Here is a 22,496-nt window from a genome sequence, read left to right as displayed (position 1 = left end):
TACAATGCGCGCCCTGTATGAAACCACTGATATTTCCCGCCTGAGGTTTGGCATGTCCACGCGAATTTTAGCGATCGATACGGCGACGGAAGCATGTTCTGTCGCTATCTGGAATCAAGGCGAAGTTCACGCCCTGTTTGAACTGTGCCCACGTGAGCATACCCAGCGCATTTTGCCGCTGGTGCAGCAGGTGCTGGCCGAATCCGGATTATCCCTTTCACAGCTCGATGCCTTGGCCTTTGGCCGTGGCCCTGGGAGCTTTACCGGCGTGCGTATAGGCATTGGTATTGCCCAAGGGCTGGCGCTCGGCGCCGAACTGCCGATGCTTGGGATCTCCACGCTGCAAACCATGGCGCAAGGTGCCTGGCGCATGACCGGCGCGCAGCGAGTGTTGGCGGCGATCGATGCCCGTATGGGCGAGGTCTATTGGGGCCAGTTTGAACGCCAGCTTGATGGCCAGTGGCTGGAAAGTGCAGGGGAAGCGGTGCTGTCTCCACAGCAGGCTCTGGAGCGTGCGCAACACTTGCAAGGTGATTGGGCCCATGTGGGGACCGGTTGGCAAACCTATCCAGATTTGGTTGCCGGTTCCTCGCTGAACGTTACCGACGGGCAAATGCTGTTGCCACAGGCTGAGGATATGCTGCCTCTGGCACTACAGGCCTGGCAGCAAGGCTTGGCGGTTAGCGTGGAAAATGCCGAGCCGACCTATTTGCGTAACGAAGTGACATGGAAGAAGCTACCGGGACGCGAATAGTTTCCTATAGTTAATCTAAAGTTGCCGCCGATAGAAAACAGCTCCGCCTGCAACTTGCACTGATGAACGTTGTCGAAGTTACAGCTAATTCAGGAGATTGCGATGATCTTAACCCGTACTGTGAGTAAAAAGCTGTTAACGCTGGCAATCGCAAGCAGCGTATTGGCACTCTCTGGCTGTGTGACCATTCCTGATGCCATCCAAGGCACCAGCCCCACGCCGGTCGATCGACTGTCGGCGGTGCAAAACGCGCCGAAACAGTTTACCGGCGCGGAGGCACGCTTCGGCGGTACCGTGGTTGCGGTGGCTAATGAACGTGGGCGTACCATTCTGGAGATTGCGGCGGTGCCGCTGGATTCTGGCGCTCGCCCGATATTGGGGGAACCTTCGCAAGGCCGTTTGCTGGCTTCGGTTAACGGCTTCCTCGACCCGGTCGACTTCAGAGGGCAACTGGTCACCGTAGTTGGGCCGATCACCGGCCTACGGGACGGTAAGATTGGCATGACGCCTTACCGCTTTGTCACCATGGATGCGACCGGTTTCAAGCGTTGGCGCATCGCTCAGCAGATTGTGATGCCACCACAGCCAATGGGGCCGTGGGGCTGGCATAATGGCCCATGGGGCCCAGGTTGGGGCGGGGGTTATGGCTGGTATAATCCAGGTCCGGCGCAGGTGCAAACTTTCGTTACGGAGTAAGGACGCAGATCTGAGGCTTCGGCAAGTAGGATAGTTTTTATACTTTAGGGCGGCTTAATGGCCGCCTTAACTTTTTTTGTTGTGCGGTTGCGTCGGCAATTAGTGACGCACATCGCAACCTGAATATTGTTTAAAACCCAAACTGGTACGCTGAGTTAAAATATTGTTAAAGTTTGGCTGCAATTTTGGGGGCTGCGATGATAATTAGTAATGATTTCAGGAGTAATAGCTTGGAAAAGGTCTGGTTAAAACGTTACCCGGCGGATGTTCCGGCAGAAATCGATGCCGATCAATACTCATCCCTGATCGAAATGTTTGAGAATGCGGTTGCCCGTTACGCGGATCAACCCGCCTTTATCAACATGGGTGAGGTGATGACCTTCCGCAAGCTGGAAGAGCGCAGCCGAGCGTTTGCCGCCTACCTGCAAAACGAGTTGGGGCTGAAAAAAGGCGACCGTGTGGCGCTGATGATGCCCAACCTGTTGCAATACCCGATCGCCCTGTTCGGTATTTTACGGGCGGGGATGGTGGTGGTTAACGTCAACCCGCTGTATACCCCTCGTGAGTTGGAACATCAACTGAACGACAGCGGTGCCAGCGCGATTGTCATCGTTTCCAATTTTGCCCACACCTTGGAAAAGGTGGTGTTCAAAACCCAGGTTAAACACGTTATCCTGACCCGCATGGGCGACCAGCTCTCCGCCGCCAAAGGCACGTTGGTCAACTTTGTGGTGAAGTACATCAAGCGACTGGTGCCCAAGTACGACCTGCCGGACGCCATCTCGTTTCGCAGCGCGTTGCAGCGTGGCCGCCGCCTGCAATACGTGAAGCCAGATATTATCAATACCGATCTGGCATTCCTGCAGTATACCGGCGGTACAACCGGCGTGGCGAAAGGGGCGATGCTGACCCACCGCAACATGCAGGCCAATCTGGTACAGGCCAAAGCGGCTTATGTGCCGTTACTGCGTGAAGGGCAGGAGTTGGTAGTCACCGCCTTGCCGCTGTATCACATCTTTGCGTTGACGGTGAACTGCCTACTGTTTATCGAGTTAGGCGGCCGTAGTCTGCTGATCACCAACCCGCGTGATATCCCGGGCCTGGTGAAGGAGCTGGCAAAATACCCGTTCAGCGCCATGACCGGGGTAAATACCCTGTTTAATGCGTTATTGAACAATGAAGATTTCCAGAAGCTGGACTTCTCCACGCTGCGGCTTTCCGTTGGCGGAGGGATGTCGGTGCAGAAATCGGTGGCGGAAAAGTGGGAAAAGCTGACCGGCCATCATTTGCTGGAAGGCTATGGGCTGACGGAGTGCTCTCCGCTGGTCTCTGGCAACCCGCATGATTTGAAACACTACAGCGGCAGCATTGGCCTGCCGGTGCCATCTACCGATATCCGTCTGGTGGATGATGAAGGCAAAGATGTGCCGGTCGGTCAACCCGGTGAACTTTGGGTTAAAGGGCCGCAAGTTATGTTAGGCTATTGGCAACGCCCTGAAGCGACGGACGAAGTGTTGCGCGATGGCTGGCTGGCGACTGGGGATGTGGTTACCGTTGATGAAGAGGGCTTTATCCGCATCGTTGACCGTAAGAAAGATATGATCCTGGTTTCTGGTTTTAACGTCTATCCGAACGAGATCGAAGAGATCGTTAGCCAGCATCCGAAAGTGCTGGAATGTGCGGCCATCGGGGTACCCAGCGATGCTTCGGGTGAAGCGGTGAAGATTTGTGTGGTGAAGAAAGATCAGACACTCACCAAAGAAGAGTTGCTAACCCATTGCCGTCGGCACCTGACAGGGTATAAAGTGCCAAAAATTGTTGAGTTCCGTGACGAGTTGCCGAAGTCGAACGTCGGCAAAATCTTACGGCGGGAACTGCGTGACGAACAGAAAAAGCCCAAGGCCGACGATGCCGCCTAGGCCAATCGTTGCTCCCCTTTTCAACAGCGCCGGTGAATAAGCCGGCGTTGTTGTGTTTGAATCCTAAAAATGACCAAGAGAATGATGTTTTGAATTATCAGTTGATCACTACCGACGCCGGATTGCAGCAGGTCTGCGAGCAGGCAAGAAACTACGCCCAGGTGGCGCTGGATACCGAGTTCGTCCGCACGCGTACCTATTATCCGCAGTTAGGCCTGATCCAGTTATATGATGGTGAACAACTTTCCCTGATCGATCCGCTCCCCATCAAGCAGTGGCAACCCTTTATCGACCTGCTGGCCGATGCCGCCGTAGTGAAATTCCTGCACGCCGGTAGCGAAGATCTGGAGGTGTTTCTGAATGCCTTCAAGACGCTGCCGACACCGATGGTCGACACTCAAATCCTGGCGGCCTTCAGCGGCCATACGCTGTCCTGTGGCTTTGCCAAGCTGGTGACGGAGTATATGCAGGTCGATCTCGATAAGAGTGAATCGCGTACCGACTGGCTGGCGCGGCCATTGACCGAGCGCCAATGCGTTTATGCCGCAGCTGATGTGTTCTACCTGTTGCCGATGGCCAAGCAACTGGTGCAGGAGACCGAGGAAGCGGGTTGGACCGCTGCAGCCGATAACGAGTGCCGCTTGCTCTGCCAACGGCGCAGTGAGGCGCTGGCGCCGGAATTGGCCTATCGCGAAATCACCAATGCCTGGCAGTTACGTCCGCGTCAGTTGGCTTGCCTGCAAAAACTGGCCGAGTGGCGTTTACGTCAGGCGCGTGAACGCGATCTGGCGGTGAACTTTGTCGTGCGTGAAGAGAACCTATGGGCCGTGGCGCGCTATATGCCGGGTTCGCTGGGTGAACTGGAGGCGCTGGGGCTGAGTGGTCCGGAGATCCGCTATCATGGTAAAACCCTGGTGGCGCTGGTGGCGGAGGCTAACGCTCTCGAAGAATCAGCCTTGCCGGCACCGTTGAGTAACCTGGTCGATCATCCTGGCTATAAGAAAGTGTTCAAGGAGATTAAGGCTGCTATAACGTTGGTGAGTGAACAGAGTGGCCTTAGCGTCGAACTGCTGGCTTCGCGGCGGCAGATTAACCAGTTGCTGAATTGGCACTGGAAATTGAAAGAGAGCGAGTCACAGCCTGAGTTAATCAGTGGTTGGCGTGGTGAGCTATTGGCCGCGCCGTTGCAGGCGATCCTACAGGATTATTAATCGTTAAAGATCGGGCGGGGCAGTTTAAATCAAACTGTTCCGTTTTATCTCGCTAAAAATAAGGCGAAGAAAATATTAATCGCCAGCTTTCACCATAAAGAAAGTGGTGTCAAAAAGAACTGAGAGTAGTCTCAATAGCGCGGAGTTTTAATTTTTGCGCGCGCGTTTATAACTGGACGAATATACAGTTGCCCCCTGTATAAAAATATACAGGGGGCACTCATTGCATCGCAATCATTTAGGCGTTTCTTCCGATTCCGGTAGCGTCACGTTAAGTTCAAGTACCGAAATATCGTCCCCTTTCTGCTCGAATTGCACGTGCAGCATTTCGGGGTCGATCTGAATGTATTTACAAATTACCGCTAGAATATCGCGCTTTAAATCAGGCAGATAGTGGGGTTCGCTGTCCCCACGACGACGTTCTGCGACGATAATCTGTAGCCGTTCCTTGGCTACACTGGCTGTTGATTTTTTGCGGGACAGAAAGAAGTCTAACAGAGCCATGGTTTATCCCCCAAAAAGGCGTTTCAGGAAGCCCTTTTTCTCTTCTTCGATGAAGCGGAACGGGCGTTCTTCCCCTAACAGGCGGTGAACGGTATCGTCATAGGCCTTGCCGGCATCGGACTCACTATCAAGAATAACAGGTTCACCCTGGTTAGAGGCACGTAATACCGACTGATCTTCCGGGATCACGCCAAGTAGCGGGATACGCAGGATTTCCAGCACGTCTTCCATGCTTAACATGTCGCCACGACTGACGCGGCCCGGGTTGTAACGGGTTAGCAGCAGATGTTCCTTGATCGGGGATTCCCCTCTCTCGGCACGGCGCGATTTGGAAGCCAGAATGCCCAGGATACGGTCGGAGTCACGTACTGAAGACACTTCCGGGTTGGTGGTGATGATGGCTTCATCGGCAAAATACAGCGCCATCAAAGCACCAGATTCGATCCCTGCGGGTGAGTCGCAAACCACAAATTCGAAGGCCATCTCGTCAAGATCGCCGAGGATTTTTTCCACGCCTTCACGGGTCAGTGCGTCTTTGTCACGGGTTTGCGAAGCGGGCAGAATGTAGAGGTTGTCGGTGCGCTTGTCTTTGATTAACGCTTGGTTCAGCGTGGCGTCACCTTGGATAACGTTCACGAAATCGTAAACGACCCGGCGCTCACACCCCATGATGAGGTCAAGATTACGCAGACCGATATCAAAGTCGATCACCACGGTTTTCTTGCCTTTCTGGGCCAAGCCGGTCGCAATGGCCGCACTTGATGTGGTCTTGCCAACGCCCCCTTTACCCGATGTAACAACAATAATGCGTGCCATGAAATGGATTCCTTGTCAAAAGGGCTTAATTTAAAGGTTGTATGGTTAAAGCATTATCCAACAGGCTGAGCCTTGCTGCCTGCCCGAGGTACTCGGACGGGATCTGATCGCTCAACCAGTACTGCCCTGCGATAGAGACTAGCTCAGCACCCAGGTGCGTGCAAAAAATCTGACACTGGGTATCGCCAGAGGCGCCAGCCAGTGCGCGGCCACGCATGCTACCGTAAATATGAATATTGCCGTCGGCAATCAGTTCGGCACCGGCACTGACGCTGCTGGTGACGATCAAATCGCTGTTACGGGCGTAAATCTGTTGACCTGAACGGACAGGAGTACTGATGATGCGCGTTTTGGCTGGGGCATTATCAGGTACTGGAGCGATCACCGGAGCCGGCGGGGCCGCCTTCTGGCCTTTACCTTCATTGAGCAGTGGCAAACCGGCGCGGGCGATGGACCGTTTCTGCCGCTCATCTTTGCAACCGCTGATGCCGACCACGCGCAGCCCAGCCGCAGTGACAGCCCGTTGAATTTCTTTCCAGTCTGCGTCGCCGTTCAGCGTAGCAACATTAATAACAACAGGGGCATTTTTGAGAAAAGCGGGCGCTTGTTCCACCTTTTCTTGCAGTGCCTGGCGTATTACCTCGGGGTCGCAATTATGTAAATGAACCACCGATAGGGTAAAACTGCTGCCTTTTAGCTCAATTGGCGATTGTGACATCTATCCTGACTCAGTCTCAGCAACTTAAATCCCCGGAATACCACTCGGGGTGCGATATTCCGAAGTACTATAAGCATGTTATAGTCAGAGTTATATCCAGGCAAGACGCTGCCTCAATTAAATAGAGTTTTAAAAATGTTTTGTGTCATCTATAGAAGTGCCAAGCGCGATCAGACTTATCTTTATGTCGAAAAAAAAGACGATTTCTCTCGGGTGCCGGAAGATCTGATGAAAAGTTTTGGCACTCCGCAGTATGCCATGATGCTGTCGCTCGACGGGCGTAAGAAATTGGCCTCAGCGGATATCGAGAAGGTGAAAGAAGCCCTAAAGCAGGAAGGGTTTTATCTGCAGTTCCCACCGCCGGTGGAAAACCTATTAAACCTTCATTTGTCTGACGCCAAAAAATAACCGGGCGTCGATTTTCAACCCTGTGTTAACGCCAGCTTTTAAGCATCATCTGCATCTGGCGGCAGGTCGTCACAGGTAGGGAAAATCATGAAGAAGATGTCGATAATGCTAACGCTGCTCCTTTTGGCTGGCTGCGTTAAACAGGTGGGGGCAGCTCCCGCGCCAGCTACGCAGCCAACCGGGAGCACGCTGGCAGAAACCGGGCGTGATCCGGCGGAGTTCCCGGCTTATGTGGAACAATTGAAGCGCCGGGCCATCAAGCAGGGTATACCTGCGGCTACCGTTGAGGCTGCCTTTGCCAACGCGCATTTTGTCGATCGGGTGATTAATGCCGATCGCAATCAGTTGGAAAAGAAGATCACGCTGGATGATTACCTCAGCCGTGTGTTGCCCGCGTGGAAGATCCAGCGGGGCCGCGAGATGCTTCAGCAATATCAGCCACAGCTGGCGCGAGTGACGGCGCGTTATGGCGTTCCGGAACAATACATTGTCGCGCTATGGGGTATGGAAAGTGCCTTTGGCAAGATACAGGGTAAGGAAGATGTTGTTTCTGCGTTGGCGACGCTGGCGTTTGAAGGCCGGCGCGAAGCGTTCTTTACCAAACAGCTGATGGCGGCCTTACAGATTATTGAGCAGGGTCACGTTGATGCAGGCAACCTGAAAGGGTCCTGGGCGGGGGCGATGGGGCAGAGCCAGTTTATGCCAACCTCGTTTTTGACCTATGCCGCAGATGGAGATGGCGACGGTAAAATCGATATCTGGAACAATCTCGACGATGTGTTTGCCTCCACGGCCAACTATTTGGCTACCGAGGGTTGGCAGGCTGGGGTTGGCTGGGGCCGTGAAGTCAAACTGCCCGCGCAATTTAATGTTGACCAACTGGGGCTGAAAGACGCCCAGGGGCATCGCGAGGAACGGTGGGCGGCAAAAGGAGTGGTGTTAGCGGATGGTTCACCCTTACCGGCCTCTGGTTTGCGTAGTTGGGTGATCGCTCCAGATGATATGCAAGGACGCGCATTCTTGGTTTATGATAACTTCCGTACTCTCATGCACTGGAATCGTTCGTATTATTTCGCGATCAGCGTGGGAATGATGGCCGACGGTATCGGTCAATAGGTCGGTAACTACCAGGTGCCTGGAATGGCACCCTGTACGTATCATGGGCTGAGGTTATCTGGCCCCTACACTGTGGTTGGGAGAGGCGGTATGTATCAACATAGAGACTGGCAAGGAGCGTTGCTTGATTTCCCGGTAAGCAAAGTGGTTTGCGTAGGCAGCAACTACAGCGATCACATCAAGGAGATGGGGAGTGTCACCCCGCCTGAGCCGGTGTTGTTTATCAAACCTGAAACAGCATTGTGTGATATTCGTCAACCGGTAGCGATCCCCAAGGGGCTGGGGTCGATTCATCATGAAGTCGAGTTGGCGGTGCTGATTGGTACCCCGTTAAAGCAGGCCAATGAAGATCGTGTGGCCCGTGCCATTGCGGGCTATGGGGTGGCACTGGATTTGACCTTGCGCGATCTGCAGGCCGGGTTCAAGAAGGCGGGTCAACCTTGGGAAAAAGCCAAGGCATTTGATGGCTCTTGCCCGATCTCCGGCTTTATTCCGGTGGCTGAGTTTGGCGATCCGCAAAATGCCGAGCTGTCTTTGTCGATCAATGACGAACTGCGCCAGCAGGGCAATACCCGCGATATGATCAACCCCATTTTGCCGCTGATTGCCTATATGAGCCGTTTCTTTACGCTGCGTGCGGGCGACATCATTCTGACCGGTACTCCTCAAGGGGTCGGGCCAATGGTTTCCGGCGATATGCTGAAAATCTCGCTTAACGGTAAGACCCTGAGCACCCGAGTGATTTAATCCCGCTTTATTTTTCTGCCTGTCGGGCCTTCTGGGTGTTGCAGGCAGAAACCTCTTTGCTACCTTACACTGTTATTATCCACGTTGGATGCCGTTGCGGCAGGCAGGGGCAGCCGGGGAAACGTTTCCTTTTGCGCTGAGTGTCTATATAGTGTGCCCCCTTGAACCTGCTTGCAGGTGGTTTGTTCATTTACCTATTTTCGGAAGTCGATATGTCACAACTCCCTTTTTGGCAACAGAAGACGCTGGACGAAATGTCTGAGGCAGAGTGGGAATCGCTGTGCGACGGATGTGGGCAATGCTGTCTGAACAAGCTGATCGATGAAGATACCGATGAGATTTACTTCACCAACGTGGCCTGCGATCAGCTCAATATCAAATCCTGCCAGTGCCGCAACTACGAGCGCCGCTTTGAGCTGGAAGAAGACTGCATCAAGCTGACGCGCGAAAACCTCACCACGTTCGACTGGCTGCCGCCAACCTGCGCCTATCGCCTGATCGGCGAGGGTAAACCCTTGTTTGACTGGCACCCGTTGGTCAGCGGATCAAAAGCGGCAATGCACGGTGAGCGTATTACCGTACGTCATATCGCGGTGCGTGAAAGCGAAGTCGTGGATTGGCAGGACCATATCCTCAACAAGCCTAGCTGGGCTAGGTGAGTGATGGTATGTGGAAATAAACTAAGTAGCTGTATCGAATAGTGTTACAGGTGGGAGTCATGCAGAACGCCGACACGCCGTGAACCCGTCCATGGGGGCTCGTATCGCGCATCCCTGCGCTCAACGGTCGGCTAACCTGCAATGACTCCCACCTGTCTCAAGCTTAAGGTGTCGCGGTATCAAAGGCAGCCTGTGCAGTAGCCTTATCGCACCACCAAAACCGAGATTTTGGCATACCTGACGACCGATGATGCCGTTGTGCCAAGCAAGTAAGTAGTGATACTGGGTCTGCGCGAACCGACAACGATCAGATCGGCGTTGATCTCATCAGCAAAATTCAAAATCCGATCCCGTGGCGCGCCGATCTCTACTGAACAGTGCACTCGGCCTTCCGGAATATCAAACGCCGTAACGGCTTTCTTTAACTCCGCCAGTGCAATCTGTATCCGTTCATCATCGCTGGGCAGCAACCGCTCGGGGTGCGATAACCCATATTCATAATAAGAGAGCATAGGGGAGAGTACGGCGAGGAAATGGATATGCGGGTAATCGATGTTTGCCAGTGAATGAATAGTGGGAATGACTTTCTGTGTTAACTCGATTTCAGCCAAATCAATGGGCGCTAAGATAGTCTTGTACATACAACCTCCATAATGAGTAGGTGATGTGCATACTACTGCGTGATTAATATACCAAATTTGCTGCCCCAATGGGGTGACACAGATCGAAGTTATGGCCGATCCAGCGATTAACCCGCGGATCGGCTGAAAAGCCAGGCTTTCTATATCAATGGCTTGTGTAACAACTCTTGCAAGACGTTCAGCGGCGCATGCTGCGGGGTTTTCATGGCGCTCACCGGTAAAATAAAGGTCTGTTCCAGCATATATTGGCCAGCCATAGCAGCATGGGGAGTTTGATCGGAAAAACAGATCCAACTGCTTCCTGGGGGGAATTCAACCGCCTGCTGGGGGCCGCTTTCCTGATAGTCTTTATCTGCCTTCATCGCATCGTGCATTTGCAGCATCAGATGATCGTAGTGACTACGACGCGTTTTGGTAATGCCCACTTTATCCAGCAACCAACTGGCAAAGGGCGAATAACGTTTCAGGCGTGGCAGAAAACGTTGCGCCAACTGAGGGAACGGCTCCCCGACTCGCCACTGGCGGCTTTCACCATGAGGGTTGATATTGGTGAAGATGCGTAAAATACGGTTGCCATAATTGGGGCGAGAAGGGAACGCATCGACATGCAGGCGGCGGTCGTCCTTGCGCCATGAAGTCGAGGCTGTCCACGCAGAGATCGGGTGTAGACGCAGGCTATTGGTGGGCATTTGCACTGCGTGCCGATATTCGGGCAGCACGGAATCGATTAAATGCTGGCAGGCTTGATAGTGCCGAGCCATTAATTTATGTACCGCTTCGCGTTTGGCCTCAAGGGCAACCCCGGTCAGTTTTTGTTGTTCTGGCTGATAGCTAATATTTTTGCGTTTGGGATCGACCAACTCTGGGGTGAGTAAGGTTTTTTCCGCGTCGGTCAGATTAAAGGCCAGATGAGGGAAATAGAGCACCTTGCCGCTTTCCAACTCGGCTACGGCATCCAGAGTAGCAGAGGAGGTAGCATTCCAGTCTAAATAGGGCAGCGTTGTGATGGCCGATTGCAGATTGATTTTATTTTCTGACATAGTGATCCCTTGCTCAAAATACTCTGTCTATCTTATTGGCTGCGACTGTTCAGTGGTTGAATGCCTGCGGCCTTGGTAGACGTAGGCGTTTTATCATGCAGAGCATAGCCGAAATAGCGTGCTAACCGGGCGGTCAGGTTAAACAAAAGCTAAACGAGAGGGGAAATAAATCAGGGCGGATGAGGGGAGTGGCTTATATATGTCAGCATTTTATTAGTATCCGCCCTAAAGTATTAATACGGTGAATGAAAAACGGCCAATCAGTGATTAAGTGTAGCCAATATATCGGTGCTTGAAAGGGGAGGATTGCCAAAGATTGGGCGGTATATCGGCGGGGAACCACAACAAAACTTAATGTTATGTAAATTACGTCGTAATCGCCTGGTGGACGCTTCTTTTTAAACAAAATCTTAGGTAGCTTGTCGGCACCTCCGCCTGTGATGAGAATGTGATGATGAAGATGGTACGCCTATTTGCCGTGGCCGGAGTACTGATCGTGCTCGTGTATTACTTTACCCATACTTGATGTTGCTTGCCTACTACACACGATGCCATTGATTATCCAAACGGGCGCAGCATGAGCGGCCCTACTCGGTGAGCCTGGTGATGGGTGTCAGTAGCAATAAAAAACGGCGCCCTCAGGCGCCGTTTTTGCGATGTTTTAGCGTTAGCGGCCAAACAGATCGCGTTTACGTTGGCGGACAAATTGGCTGAGCAGAACCACAATCCCGATCAGCAAATAGGCAGCAAAAATCCCCACCAACCACTGAGGCATTTCCAACGACAGGAACTGCCACTGGCGCACCGAGCAGTCACCTGAAGCGTGGAACACCGCAGGCGCCCATTTGTCTAGCGGCAGCCAAGATGGGAAGCTGACAAAGAAATCACAGGTATTAAACGGCGATGGATGCAGCTGGATCATCGTGTGTTTCCAGGCTAACTGCAGGCCTTCCCAGGCACTGTAAATCCACAGCAGGATCGCCACATAGCGTAGCGGCGACTTCGGTGCCAATGCACCAAGCAGTGACGCTCCCAAAATCCCGAACAGCGCGACACGTTCGTAGATACACATTACGCAAGGCTGTAACAGCATCACGTGCTGAAAATAGAGGGCCGCCAACTCCAGTACCAATGCAGTCAGAGCCAACAACAGCCAAGCACCGCGCCCCTGCGAGCAGCGGTTAAAGAATTGCAACATATCTATATTCTTCCATGCAGTAAGCAATTGAACCGGCAGTGTAAACCAATTCATCCTCGCTGCCAGCTATCTAACGACGATTCAGTGAAAAATATCGTCGTTTGCAGGGACGGTTATGGCGGCTAATGTGCAGCGATTGGGGCCGTCGCGTCAAGCGGTAGCGGCATTAACCACTGCCATTGGGTAAACAGGTCCGTTACCGGTGCCAGAGTATGCTGCACACACAGCAGGCCAACCAGGGTCAGCACCACCGTGTAAGGCAATGCCATCCAGACCATGCGGCCATAAGACAGACGTACCAACGGCGCCAGGGCAGAGGTCAGCAGGAACAGGAAAGCAGCCTGCCCGTTGGGTGTAGCCACCGAAGGCAGATTGGTACCGGTGTTAATCGCTACCGCCAACAGTTCGAACTGTTGCAGTGAAATTGCTCCGTCCGCCAGTGCCGCCCGCGCTTCATTAATGTAAACCGTACCGACAAAAACGTTATCAGAAACGGAAGAGAGCAGACCGTTGAACAGATAAAACAGGGAAAGCTGTGAGCTCGGCGGTGCTTGTAGCACATAGTGGATCACCGGAGTAAACAGCTGCTGTTCAATGATCACCGCCACGACGGTGAAGAACACCGTCAGCAGCGCGGTAAAGGGCAGGGCTTCTTGGAAAGCCTTACCGATCGCATGCTCATCGGTTACGCCGCACAGCGAGGTTGCCAAAATGATCACCGAGAGGCCAATCAGGCCCACTTCCGCCAGGTGGAAGGCCAAGGCAATCACCAACCAGAGGCCGATTAACGCCTGTACCACCAACTTCATTTTTTCCTGGCGGCTACGCTTGGCCGTTGCCTGGCGATCGAACTCTTTTAGTACGCTACGCACCTGGTCCGGCAGTTTGGTGCCGTAACCAAATACCGCAAAACGTTCAACCAGCAGGCATACCAACAGACCGCAAACGAACACCGGTAGTGTGACAGGGGTCATGCGCAGGAAAAATTCGCCAAAGCCCCACCCGGCGCTTTTGGCGATGATCAGGTTCTGCGGCTCGCCCACCATGGTCATCACGCCCCCGAGAGCAGTGCCGACGCCCGCATGCATCAGCAGGCTGCGCAGAAAGCCACGGAACTGTTCCAGCGTCTGTTTATGGTCGGCATCTTCCAGGTGACTATCGTCACTAATATCGATTTTCTGATTGGAGGCGACGTTATGGTAGATCGAATAAAACCCCGTGCCGACGCTGATCACCACCGCGACCACGGTCAGGGCATCCAGGAAGGCAGAGAGCAGTGCAGCGGCAACGCAGAAGGACAACGATAGCAGCATCTTTGAGCGGATGTTCAGCAGCAGTTTGGTAAACACAAACAGCAGCAATTGCTTCATAAAGTAGATGCCTGCCACCATAAACACCAGCAGCAATAACACCTCAAGATTACTGGCAATTTCCGCGCTGACGTGTGCGGGGCTGGTCATGCCGATCAACACTGCCTCAATGGCCAGTAGCCCACCGGGCTGCAACGGGTAGCATTTCAGCGCCATCGCCAGCGTAAAGATAAACTCGATAACCAGTAACCAGCCCGCTACGAAAGGGCTGACCAGGAAAAATACCAAGGGATTGATCACCAGAAAACTGATGATGGCCAGTTTGTACCAATCGGGGGACGCCCCGAGAAAGTTCTTTACCAATGCCGAGCGTATTGTCATATCCATGCTTGTTTTTGTGAAACCTTAAAGTGAGTTGGCTCGTCATACCCTAACAACGGCAGTGGGGCTGATGCAAACAACGAAGCCCTAATAGCCTGAAATTTCGGCGAAGTGGTTTTTTTCATCTTTTTGCCAGCTTATGCACACTTTCGTTTATTGTTTTTGGCTCGCGCTATGTGATGCCCCGGCGATCTGGTATGATCTGCCGATTACAATTACTGATTATCGTCGTTACGGAACATCAAACACATGGTTATAAAGGCGCAGAGTCCTGCCGGTTTCGCGGAAGAGTATATTATTGAAAGTATTTGGAATAACCGCTTCCCTCCCGGCTCTATTTTGCCCGCGGAACGTGAGCTTTCAGAACTGATTGGCGTCACGCGCACCACATTACGTGAGGTTCTACAGCGACTGGCCCGTGACGGCTGGCTGACTATTCAGCACGGCAAGCCGACCAAGGTGAATAATTTTTGGGAAACCTCCGGCCTTAATATTCTGGAAACCCTGGCCCGGCTCGATCACAACAGCGTACCGCAGTTGATCGATAATCTGCTGTCAGTGCGGACCAATATTGCCTCGATCTTTATCCGTGCGGCGGTGCGTAACCACCCGGAGCAGGCGCAGGAAGTGTTGGCGAAAGCGGCGCTGGTTGACGATCAGGCGGATGCCTTCAACCAGCTCGACTATGAAATTTTCCGTGGCTTGGCCTTTGCCTCGGGCAACCCGATTTACGGCCTGATCCTCAATGGCTTGAAAGGGCTGTATACCCGCGTTGGCCGTTATTACTTCTCCAACCCGGAAGCGCGCAAACTCGCACTGACCTTCTACAACAAGCTGTCTAGCCTGTGTCATGAGAAGATGTACGATCAGGTGATGGATTGCGTGCGTAACTACGGTAAAGAGAGTGGGGCTATTTGGCAGAGCATGCAGGGCACTATGCCAAGCGATCTGACCGAAGCGCGTCGTTAATTCGCGTTATTCCCGTAATCAGATAGTTGAAGGGGCGCTGCATGCGCCCCTTTGTCATATTGCCGCTTTATAACGCGTTGGGTCTTGGTGGGCAGCGGTCCAGCAACTCAACGCTGCCATCTTCGTTTTGCTGCTCCAGAATAATGTCGAACCCCCATAGACGATGCAGATGTTTCATCACCTCACGGCGACTTTTATCCAATGGAGCCCGGTCCTGCGGAATGTAGCGCAGCGTTAATGAACGATCGCCACGCAGATCCACATTCCAGATCTGAATATTGGGTTCGTGGTTACTCAGGTTGTACTGAGCCGACAGCTCCTGACGTATCGCCCGATAGCCCGCTTCGTTGTGGATCGCTGAAATCTCCAGGTAATTGTTGCGATCGTCATCCAGCACGGTAAACAAGCGGAAATCACGCATCACCTTCGGTGACAGGAACTGGCTGATAAAGCTCTCATCCTTGAAGTCACGCATGGCGAAGTGCAGGGTATCCAACCAGTCTTTGCCAGCGATATCCGGGAACCAGTAGCGATCTTCTTCGGTCGGCGACTGGCAGATCCGTTTGATGTCCTGGAACATGGCAAAGCCCAGCGCGTATGGGTTGATGCCGCTGTAGTATTGGCTGTTGTACGGTGGTTGGTAGACCACATTGGTATGGCTGTGCAAGAACTCGAGCATAAAGCGATCCGTCACGCGCCCTTCGTCATACAGGTGGTTAAGGATGCTGTAGTGCCAGAAGGTGGCCCAGCCCTCGTTCATCACCTGCGTCTGTTTTTGCGGGTAGAAATACTGGCTTACTTTACGCACGATGCGCAGCACTTCGCGCTGCCAGGATTCCAGCAACGGGGCGTTTTTCTCCATAAAATAGAGAATGTTTTCCTGCGGCTCCCGTGGAAAACGCACGGCCTGTTCCGGCAGGGCTTCGCGATCGACTCGCGGCAGGGTTTTCCACAGCGAGTTGACCTGGCTTTGCAGATACTCCTCACGGCTCTTTTGGCGGGCTTTTTCTTCCACCAGCGAGATTTTTTGTGGCCGTTTGTAGCGATCGACCCCGTAATTCATCAGCGCATGGCAGGAGTCCAGCAGCTTTTCTACTTCTTCCACGCCATAGCGTTCCTCACATTCACTGATGTAATGGCGGGCAAACAGCAGATAATCGACAATCGAACTGGCGTCGGTCCAACTGCGGAATAGATAGTTATTTTTGAAAAACGAGTTGTGCCCATAGCAGGCATGAGCCATAACCAGTGCTTGCATGGTGATGGTGTTTTCTTCCATCAGATAGGCAATACACGGGTTGGAGTTGATCACGATCTCATAGGCCAACCCCTGCTGACCATGCTTATAGCGCTGCTCGGTTTCGATGAATTTTTTACCGAATGACCAGTGGGTATAGTTGATCGGCATCCCGACGCTGGAATAGGCATCCATCATCTGCTCGGAGGTAATGACCTCGATCTGATGCGGATAGGTGTCGAGCCGGTAATGTTTGGCAACCCGGTCGATCTGTTCCAGATACACCTGCAACAGGTCGAATGTCCAGTCCGGTCCATCGCTCAGACGTTTATCTTCCTTAACCTTTTTCTGTGTCGAAGTAGTCATCAGCGCACCCTCGTTATGAACGGCGTCGGCTCTTTTGGCAGACCCTTTAACAATGATAGTCCAAGTCGTAATAAATCGTTTGAAATCATCCGTGCTGAGCACTGATAACCACTTGGGGTAGCTATGCTTAAACCCGCTTTGCGGCCTGTGGCGGTACTCAACCTGGCATTCGGACCGTGAGGCAGAGGAAACTGATGCGCAATGCTCGTAGTTGGAATTATTCACCTGAAATATTTAATTAAACAGATTTATATTCCAGATTGTGAAGGTTGTTATTCCATATGGCGTTGGTTGTTTTCGCTGATGTTTTTGGCGGATGAACAGCCTGATTTTTCGTCAAAATGCGCTTTAACAGCATCTTATCGTTATTTCTTGACCCGTATTGCCAAAGACTGGCGCATCAACGATAAAATAATTGTGAATATTGTCACGATTAATAAACGAGTTGTTGAGTAGTTTTTTCCACTGAGTTAATTTCCTGTTATTGGTAGATTGTGCTTTATCGATCCTTGGGCTGGAGTCAGCGATGAGAGTGGTTATTTTAGGTAGCGGAGTGGTAGGGGTTGCCAGTGCATGGTACTTGGCAAAAGCGGGCCATGAGGTGACGGTGATCGATCGTCAACCCGGGCCAGCCTTGGAAACCAGTGCGGCCAATGCCGGGCAAATATCTCCGGGTTACGCCGCACCTTGGGCAGCACCTGGGGTACCGTTGAAGGCGATTAAATGGATGTTCCAGCGTCACGCGCCGTTGGCAGTCCGCCTAGACGGCAGCAGTTTCCAACTGCGCTGGATGTGGCAGATGCTGAAAAACTGCGATACCGCCCACTATATGACCAATAAAGGCCGTATGGTGCGTCTGGCGGAATACAGCCGCGACTGCATTAAAGCTCTGCGTCAGGAAACCGGCATCCAGTACGAAGGCCGTCAAGGCGGCACGCTGCAACTGTTCCGCACCCAGCAGCAGTTTGACAGCGCGGCCAAGGACATTGCCGTGCTGGAGGACGCCGGAGTGCCTTACAAACTGCTGGAGGCCAGCCAGTTGGCGACGGTTGAACCGGCGTTGTCGCAGGTTGCCCATAAGCTGACCGGCGGTTTACAGTTGCCGAATGATGAAACCGGGGACTGCCAACTGTTCACCCAGCAGTTGGCCAAGCTGGCTCAGCAGGCCGGCGTCAACTTCCTGTTTAACCGCAACGTTGAACGCTTGCTGGTGGAAGGAGATAAAATTAGCGGCGTGCAGTGTGATGGTGAAATCATTACTGCCGATAGCTATGTTGTGGCGTTCGGCGCCTATTCTACCGCGCTACTGCGCGATCTGGTGTCCATTCCGGTTTATCCGTTGAAAGGTTATTCATTAACCATTCCGATCGCCGATGAAGCGGCCGCGCCATTCTCTACCGTGCTGGACGAAACCTATAAAATTGCCATTACTCGCTTTGATAAGCGCATCCGCGTGGGCGGTATGGCGGAGATTGTTGGCTTCAATACCCAGTTGGAGCAGAAGCGGCGTGAAACGCTGGAAATGGTGGTACGCGATCTGTATCCGAACGGTGGGCGGGTTGAAGAGGCCTCATTCTGGACGGGGCTGCGCCCGATGACGCCAGATGGCACGCCAATCGTGGGGCGCACACCGCTGAAAAATCTCTATTTAAATACCGGCCATGGCACTTTGGGTTGGACGATGGCCTGCGGCTCCGGGCAGTTGCTTGCCGACTTGATCTCTGGGGTCACTCCGGCCATTGCTTCAGACGATCTGGCGGTGGCGCGTTACCGCGCAGACTTTCGGCAGGGACCTGTTGTTCCCTTGAATGACGTGCACCCGGCACGCTGAAACCCAATCTGATAGGAGAGCCCATGCCTCGCCCGATTACCGCTATGCTGCATTTGGCCGCGTTGACCAATAACCTGCAGGTAGTTCGTCGTTTTGCTCCTACGGCTAAAATCTGGGCCGTTGTTAAGGCCAATGCCTATGGCCATGGTTTGCAGCACGTCTGGCGCAGCCTAGGCGAGAATAGTGATGGTTTTGCCTTGCTCGATCTTAACGAGGCAGTGTTACTACGCGAATCTGGCTGGCAGGGGCCGATTCTGTTGCTGGAGGGCTTTTTCCAGCCCGCAGACCTGATGCTGATCGATCGTTACCGGTTAACCACGGCGGTGAACAGCGACTGGCAACTACAGGCGATTGCCGAAGCGCGTTTACAGGCGCCGCTGGATATTTATCTCAAGTTGAACAGTGGTATGAACCGCCTAGGGTTTGCCCCGGAGCGGTTGCACAGCGCTTGGCTAGCCGCAAAGGAGCTGCGTAATATTGGTTCGATAACGCTAATGAGCCACTTCGCCACCGCCGACGGTGCTGAAGGCGTAACGGAGCAAATGGCCGTGATTGAACGCGCGACTGCTGCGATTGATCTGCCTCGTTGTCTGGCCAACTCGGCGGCCACCCTGTGGCACCCACAGACGCAGGGGAATGGGTGAGGCCGGGGGTTATACTTTATGGCGCATCACCCAGCGGCCACTGGCAGGACATCGCCGCTACCGGTTTGCAACCGGCGATGACGCTGAGCAGCAAGATCATTGGCATCCAACAGCTGCAAGCGGGAGACCGGGTAGGGTATGGCTGGCGCTATGCCGCTCGTGGGCCGCAGCGTATCGGCGTCGTAGCCTGTGGTTATGCGGACGGCTATCCTCGCCATGCGCCCACCGGGACTCCAGTCTGGGTGGACGGTGTGCTGACGCACACGGTAGGTTCGGTTTCCATGGATATGATGACGGTGGATTTGACGCCGTGCCCGCAGGCAACCATTGGTACTGATGTCGAACTGTGGGGAAGGAAACTGCCGGTCGATGATGTGGCTGCCGCAGCCGGAACCTTGGGTTACGAACTGCTGACAGCCTTGGCGGCACGGGTGCCTATTGTTGTAGAAGAATAGACTCAGCCGATCTTCTTCAACTGTCCTTTGATTTGCTTGCTGCGCTGCCGCGCGTGTAGCGCCAGCAGGCAACCTACCAGCATCACCAACGCCAGCGACATTTTCGGTTGCAGTGGTAACGCCATCGCGATCAGGCCCAGCGCGGCCCCCCCGGCCATCTGAATAAAACCTACCAGTGCTGAAGCCACACCAGCTTCGTTAGAGTAAGGCTCCAACGCATAGCTGGTTGACGGCCCCATGACAAAAGCCAATCCGGCGCAGGCGCAGGCCACGGGCAGGATATACGCCAACCAATGGCTTTGTGCAGCGTCACCCAGTAGTGCCACGCCCAACACTAACGCGAGACATCCTAACCCCATCAGTATGCCGCCGGTCGCCAGGCAGAAAGGGCGGCCAATCTTGTGAATGATACGGTTGGCGACAAAGCTGACCAGCATGATCCAGAAACCGTTGGCACCAAATACCAAAGAGAACTGCAGCGGTGATAGCCCGGCAGTGCCCATCAGCACGTTAGGTGCCAATGAAACATAAGTTAGCGCCATCCCCATCGCCCCTGCATTGACCACCGCAAAGGAGATAAAACGGCGATCGCCAAGAATGCGCAGATACTGTCGTACCGGCAGCCCTTTGACGGCCACGGTAGTAGCGGGGCGGGTTTCCGGCAGGAAGAAGATGACCAGCAATAACACCACCGCGGCATAACCGACCAGGAACCAGAATGGGGCGCGCCAGCCGAAGGCTTCTGCCAGCAAGCCACCGAGCAGCGGGGCCAGTGCAGGAATGATATTCAGCGTGCCGTTGAGAAAACCGAAAGCGCGTGCGGCGTCATCGCCATTCATCCGATCGCGCACGCCACTGAATGCTACAACGGCGGTACAGCAAACGGCCACGCCTTGCATCAGGCGCGAAGCGACAAAGATATCCGCCGTTGTCGCCAGGGCGGCCATGGCTGCGCCCACCATATAAATCAGGATCCCGGCGATAGCCACCGGCTTACGACCGTAGTTATCCACCAGCGGACCGGCGATCACCTGGCCAAGACCCAACACCAGAATAAACAGCGAAATGGTGGATTGGATCAAGGCTTCGCTGCTGTTAAGGCCCAGGGCAATGGCAGGAATGGTGGGCAGATAGAGATCGATTCCCAGAGGACCAAGCAACACCAGGCTGAGCAGGAGAAAGAGAAATTTTTGCATAACAAAAATGGCACATCCGAATGACAAAGAGGACTAGAGTAGAGATCCCAACCGCAAATGGGAAGCGATAACGTATTGATGACAGACAGGAAACCGTTTGCGCTTGATTTCCCCTGGCGCGATCATTTTACCGCGGGTTGGCGGTAATAAAGCGCTGAAATGGTATCTGCAACGTAGCGCGCCTGGTGTTTGGCATCATCCAGCGCCCGGTGTGGTGTGCCTTCAAACGGACGCTGTTTCTTGGGATTGAAACCATGCAACTCAGCCAGCGTAATGATAGTGCGGGCGTCTTGGGTATCCCAGAACTTCCAGGGGCAAGGCATTGCCAACTGGTGGTAGGCATGCTCCAGGATCGAGCAGTCAAACTCTTTGCCATTGCCCCAGACTTTCACCGTGTCGGTGCTGTGCATGTGAATAAAACGGCTCAGGTTGGTTAATACCCGCTTGAGACTTTCGCTGCCTCCGAAGGCCTGTTTACGAGCTTCGTCTGACTGTTTTGCCCACCACGCCACGGTATCCAGACTGATTGTTCGGCCCGGTTGTTCCTGCTGGCTGTTCACTGCCGCTTCAAATTCTGCCCCTAACTCACCAGTCTTGGGGTTAAAAAACACGCCGGCAACCACCAGGATCACCGCACTCGGGGTAATATCCAGCGTTTCAATATCTAGCATCAAATGGTTCATGGGGTCTCCAGGCTGAACAAGCTCGTGATGGTACTGCATACAGTCTGGCAGAATATCCAGTTACTTTGAAATAGGCGAAAACGGTCTGTTCACGGTATGATGACTTTAGTCATGTTGCAGAGTTGGTAGCTAGCGTTGAGAACACTTATTTTTATTCTATGTATGATCGGCTATCTGCTGGTATTAGGCTATTTTGGCGTTTACGTTACCGATAAAATCTGCGAAAACGCGCAAAACTTAAGTAAAATCTGCCGCATGGTGGATATCTCTGAACCTCACATCCCGCAGTCACCCGTCACCCCAGATAGTCGCGGGTGACTAATAGCGTCAATATCGCCGTTATCCCGATTAACACGGCCCATTGGCGCCAGCCAAAGCGCGCCAACCATTCCTGTTGCACCTTGTTAGTGTTGAATTGCCTAACGGTTAGAGTACCAGCCAGTAACATTGTCATGACGATCCAAACCAGGCTCAGGCTGGCGGTGGAGAACTCAGTGTGCAAAATATTGGCGTAATACAGGCGCATGGTCATAAAGTAGATTAGCAATACCCAACCGAACCCTCTTCGTTTCTTCAGGATCTGGCTGAGCAGAAAAGCGATAAACAGGCTATGAGCCATGGAGATTAACGGTGATTCAAAGGGGTGGCGAACGCAAGTGTTATATACCGCCAGATAGAGATTAAAGACCAGTAATGCATACACCGTATAAACATACCAGCCATAGACCACTTTCAGTCTTCTGGAGGGGGCTGAGATGGGATTTGCTGTTTGAGTCATGCACTCTCCTTGAGTTATCCAGATTTATAGCATTTAACAGCTAAATGAAAACTAAACGGCTCAGGAGCATAAGCTGCTGAGAAAAAGGTTTTTCCATGATGACGTACCAATCATAAGCCCATAAACGCGCCTGAAACGCCCATCAGCAGAGTGCATTTTGCTACTTGAATTCATTAATAGTAAAGATAATAATTATCATTGTTATTAGTGTTTCATGTT

Annotated in this window: 22 protein-coding genes and 1 pseudogene; 12 read left to right on the top strand and 11 right to left on the bottom strand. The window is 53.1% G+C overall.

Annotated elements, in window-relative coordinates; all coding sequences use genetic code 11:
* Nucleotides 1-52: 52 nt before the first annotated feature.
* From tsaB to rnd, 4 genes are all read left to right on the top strand, one after another.
* Nucleotides 53-754 (top strand): tRNA (adenosine(37)-N6)-threonylcarbamoyltransferase complex dimerization subunit type 1 TsaB, encoded by a 702-nt coding sequence (gene tsaB, locus D9980_RS08555; protein ID WP_024487104.1) that lies wholly within the window; start codon nucleotides 53-55, stop codon nucleotides 752-754.
* Between the two features lie 105 nt (nucleotides 755-859).
* Nucleotides 860-1,450, top strand: a complete 591-nt coding sequence (locus tag D9980_RS08550; protein WP_121608982.1) for a Slp family lipoprotein — start codon at nucleotides 860-862, stop codon at nucleotides 1,448-1,450.
* Between the two features lie 230 nt (nucleotides 1,451-1,680).
* A complete protein-coding gene (fadD, locus tag D9980_RS08545; protein ID WP_121607018.1) occupies nucleotides 1,681-3,369 on the top strand; it encodes a long-chain-fatty-acid--CoA ligase FadD in 1,689 nt (562 codons plus the stop codon).
* 89 nt (nucleotides 3,370-3,458) lie between these two features.
* Nucleotides 3,459-4,580, top strand: a complete 1,122-nt coding sequence (rnd, locus tag D9980_RS08540; RefSeq protein WP_121607017.1) for a ribonuclease D — start codon at nucleotides 3,459-3,461, stop codon at nucleotides 4,578-4,580.
* Nucleotides 4,581-4,814: 234 nt separating this feature from the next.
* On the opposite strand, the gene minE is transcribed toward rnd, so the two are convergent.
* Genes minE through minC form a run of 3 tightly spaced genes read right to left on the bottom strand, consistent with a single transcriptional unit; the run spans nucleotide 4,815 to nucleotide 6,618 of the window.
* Entirely contained in the window at nucleotides 4,815-5,084 is a 270-nt protein-coding gene (minE, locus tag D9980_RS08535) for a cell division topological specificity factor MinE (RefSeq protein ID WP_021181173.1), read from the bottom strand.
* A 3-nt stretch (nucleotides 5,085-5,087) separates the two neighbouring features.
* Nucleotides 5,088-5,900 carry a septum site-determining protein MinD gene (gene minD / locus D9980_RS08530; protein ID WP_024486629.1) on the bottom strand — a complete coding sequence of 271 codons (813 nt, stop codon included), beginning with the start codon at nucleotides 5,898-5,900 and terminating at the stop codon, nucleotides 5,088-5,090.
* 25 nt (nucleotides 5,901-5,925) lie between these two features.
* Nucleotides 5,926-6,618: a septum site-determining protein MinC gene (gene minC / locus D9980_RS08525; protein WP_121607016.1), complete on the bottom strand. Its 693-nt coding sequence runs from the start codon at nucleotides 6,616-6,618 to the stop codon at nucleotides 5,926-5,928.
* A 135-nt stretch (nucleotides 6,619-6,753) separates the two neighbouring features.
* Here minC and D9980_RS08520 point away from each other — a divergent pair, with 135 nt between their 5' ends.
* From D9980_RS08520 to D9980_RS08505, 4 genes are all read left to right on the top strand, one after another.
* Nucleotides 6,754-7,026 (top strand): YcgL domain-containing protein, encoded by a 273-nt coding sequence (locus tag D9980_RS08520; protein WP_021181176.1) that lies wholly within the window; start codon nucleotides 6,754-6,756, stop codon nucleotides 7,024-7,026.
* 105 nt (nucleotides 7,027-7,131) lie between these two features.
* On the top strand, nucleotides 7,132-8,142 hold the full coding sequence (locus D9980_RS08515) for a lytic transglycosylase domain-containing protein (protein WP_370454302.1): 1,011 nt from the start codon (nucleotides 7,132-7,134) through the stop codon (nucleotides 8,140-8,142).
* A 90-nt stretch (nucleotides 8,143-8,232) separates the two neighbouring features.
* Nucleotides 8,233-8,889, top strand: coding sequence for a fumarylacetoacetate hydrolase family protein (locus tag D9980_RS08510; RefSeq protein WP_024486626.1), 657 nt, complete (start codon nucleotides 8,233-8,235; stop codon nucleotides 8,887-8,889).
* 212 nt (nucleotides 8,890-9,101) lie between these two features.
* Nucleotides 9,102-9,548 carry a YcgN family cysteine cluster protein gene (locus tag D9980_RS08505; protein ID WP_021181179.1) on the top strand — a complete coding sequence of 149 codons (447 nt, stop codon included), beginning with the start codon at nucleotides 9,102-9,104 and terminating at the stop codon, nucleotides 9,546-9,548.
* Nucleotides 9,549-9,751: 203 nt separating this feature from the next.
* Here D9980_RS08505 and D9980_RS08500 read toward each other — a convergent pair whose 3' ends face one another.
* From D9980_RS08500 to nhaB, 4 genes are all read right to left on the bottom strand, one after another.
* The gene (locus tag D9980_RS08500; RefSeq protein ID WP_121607014.1) at nucleotides 9,752-10,189 is read right to left on the bottom strand and encodes a universal stress protein; all 438 of its coding nucleotides are present in this window, start codon (nucleotides 10,187-10,189) and stop codon (nucleotides 9,752-9,754) included.
* A gap of 140 nt (nucleotides 10,190-10,329) precedes the next feature.
* Nucleotides 10,330-11,229 (bottom strand): Kdo hydroxylase family protein, encoded by a 900-nt coding sequence (locus D9980_RS08495; RefSeq protein WP_121607013.1) that lies wholly within the window; start codon nucleotides 11,227-11,229, stop codon nucleotides 10,330-10,332.
* Between the two features lie 667 nt (nucleotides 11,230-11,896).
* Nucleotides 11,897-12,427 carry a disulfide bond formation protein DsbB gene (dsbB, locus tag D9980_RS08490; RefSeq protein WP_021181182.1) on the bottom strand — a complete coding sequence of 177 codons (531 nt, stop codon included), beginning with the start codon at nucleotides 12,425-12,427 and terminating at the stop codon, nucleotides 11,897-11,899.
* 122 nt (nucleotides 12,428-12,549) lie between these two features.
* Nucleotides 12,550-14,124, bottom strand: coding sequence for a sodium/proton antiporter NhaB (gene nhaB, locus D9980_RS08485; protein ID WP_121607012.1), 1,575 nt, complete (start codon nucleotides 14,122-14,124; stop codon nucleotides 12,550-12,552).
* Nucleotides 14,125-14,367: 243 nt separating this feature from the next.
* On the opposite strand from nhaB, the gene fadR reads away from it, so the two are divergent.
* Nucleotides 14,368-15,087 (top strand): fatty acid metabolism transcriptional regulator FadR, encoded by a 720-nt coding sequence (fadR, locus tag D9980_RS08480; protein WP_021181184.1) that lies wholly within the window; start codon nucleotides 14,368-14,370, stop codon nucleotides 15,085-15,087.
* Nucleotides 15,088-15,154: 67 nt separating this feature from the next.
* Here the strand turns inward: fadR and D9980_RS08475 are convergent, their stop codons facing one another.
* Nucleotides 15,155-16,690, bottom strand: coding sequence for a SpoVR family protein (locus D9980_RS08475; protein WP_024528759.1), 1,536 nt, complete (start codon nucleotides 16,688-16,690; stop codon nucleotides 15,155-15,157).
* Between the two features lie 201 nt (nucleotides 16,691-16,891).
* Here D9980_RS08475 and D9980_RS08470 point away from each other — a divergent pair, with 201 nt between their 5' ends.
* The 3 genes and pseudogenes from D9980_RS08470 (at nucleotide 16,892) to dadX (ending at nucleotide 19,620) form a co-directional block, all read left to right on the top strand.
* Nucleotides 16,892-17,146, top strand: a complete 255-nt coding sequence (locus D9980_RS08470; protein WP_121607011.1) for a hypothetical protein — start codon at nucleotides 16,892-16,894, stop codon at nucleotides 17,144-17,146.
* Between the two features lie 70 nt (nucleotides 17,147-17,216).
* Nucleotides 17,217-18,521, top strand: a complete 1,305-nt coding sequence (locus D9980_RS08465; RefSeq protein WP_121607010.1) for a D-amino acid dehydrogenase — start codon at nucleotides 17,217-17,219, stop codon at nucleotides 18,519-18,521.
* A gap of 23 nt (nucleotides 18,522-18,544) precedes the next feature.
* A pseudogene (gene dadX, locus D9980_RS08460) lies at nucleotides 18,545-19,620 on the top strand (catabolic alanine racemase DadX).
* A gap of 2 nt (nucleotides 19,621-19,622) precedes the next feature.
* On the opposite strand, the gene D9980_RS08455 reads toward dadX, so the two are convergent.
* From D9980_RS08455 to D9980_RS08440, 3 genes are all read right to left on the bottom strand, one after another.
* Nucleotides 19,623-20,816: a multidrug effflux MFS transporter gene (locus D9980_RS08455; protein WP_024485406.1), complete on the bottom strand. Its 1,194-nt coding sequence runs from the start codon at nucleotides 20,814-20,816 to the stop codon at nucleotides 19,623-19,625.
* Between the two features lie 122 nt (nucleotides 20,817-20,938).
* Nucleotides 20,939-21,499, bottom strand: coding sequence for a 3'-5' exonuclease (locus D9980_RS08450; RefSeq protein ID WP_121607009.1), 561 nt, complete (start codon nucleotides 21,497-21,499; stop codon nucleotides 20,939-20,941).
* 295 nt (nucleotides 21,500-21,794) lie between these two features.
* Nucleotides 21,795-22,277, bottom strand: a complete 483-nt coding sequence (locus D9980_RS08440) for a hypothetical protein (RefSeq protein ID WP_121607008.1) — start codon at nucleotides 22,275-22,277, stop codon at nucleotides 21,795-21,797.
* Nucleotides 22,278-22,496: the final 219 nt, after the last annotated feature.

It is taken from the genome of Serratia sp. 3ACOL1, from assembly GCF_003668775.1.
Classification (GTDB): domain Bacteria; phylum Pseudomonadota; class Gammaproteobacteria; order Enterobacterales; family Enterobacteriaceae; genus Chania; species Chania fonticola.
Note: the sequence above shows the minus strand (reverse complement) of the source record. Positions and strands in the feature narration are given on the sequence as shown.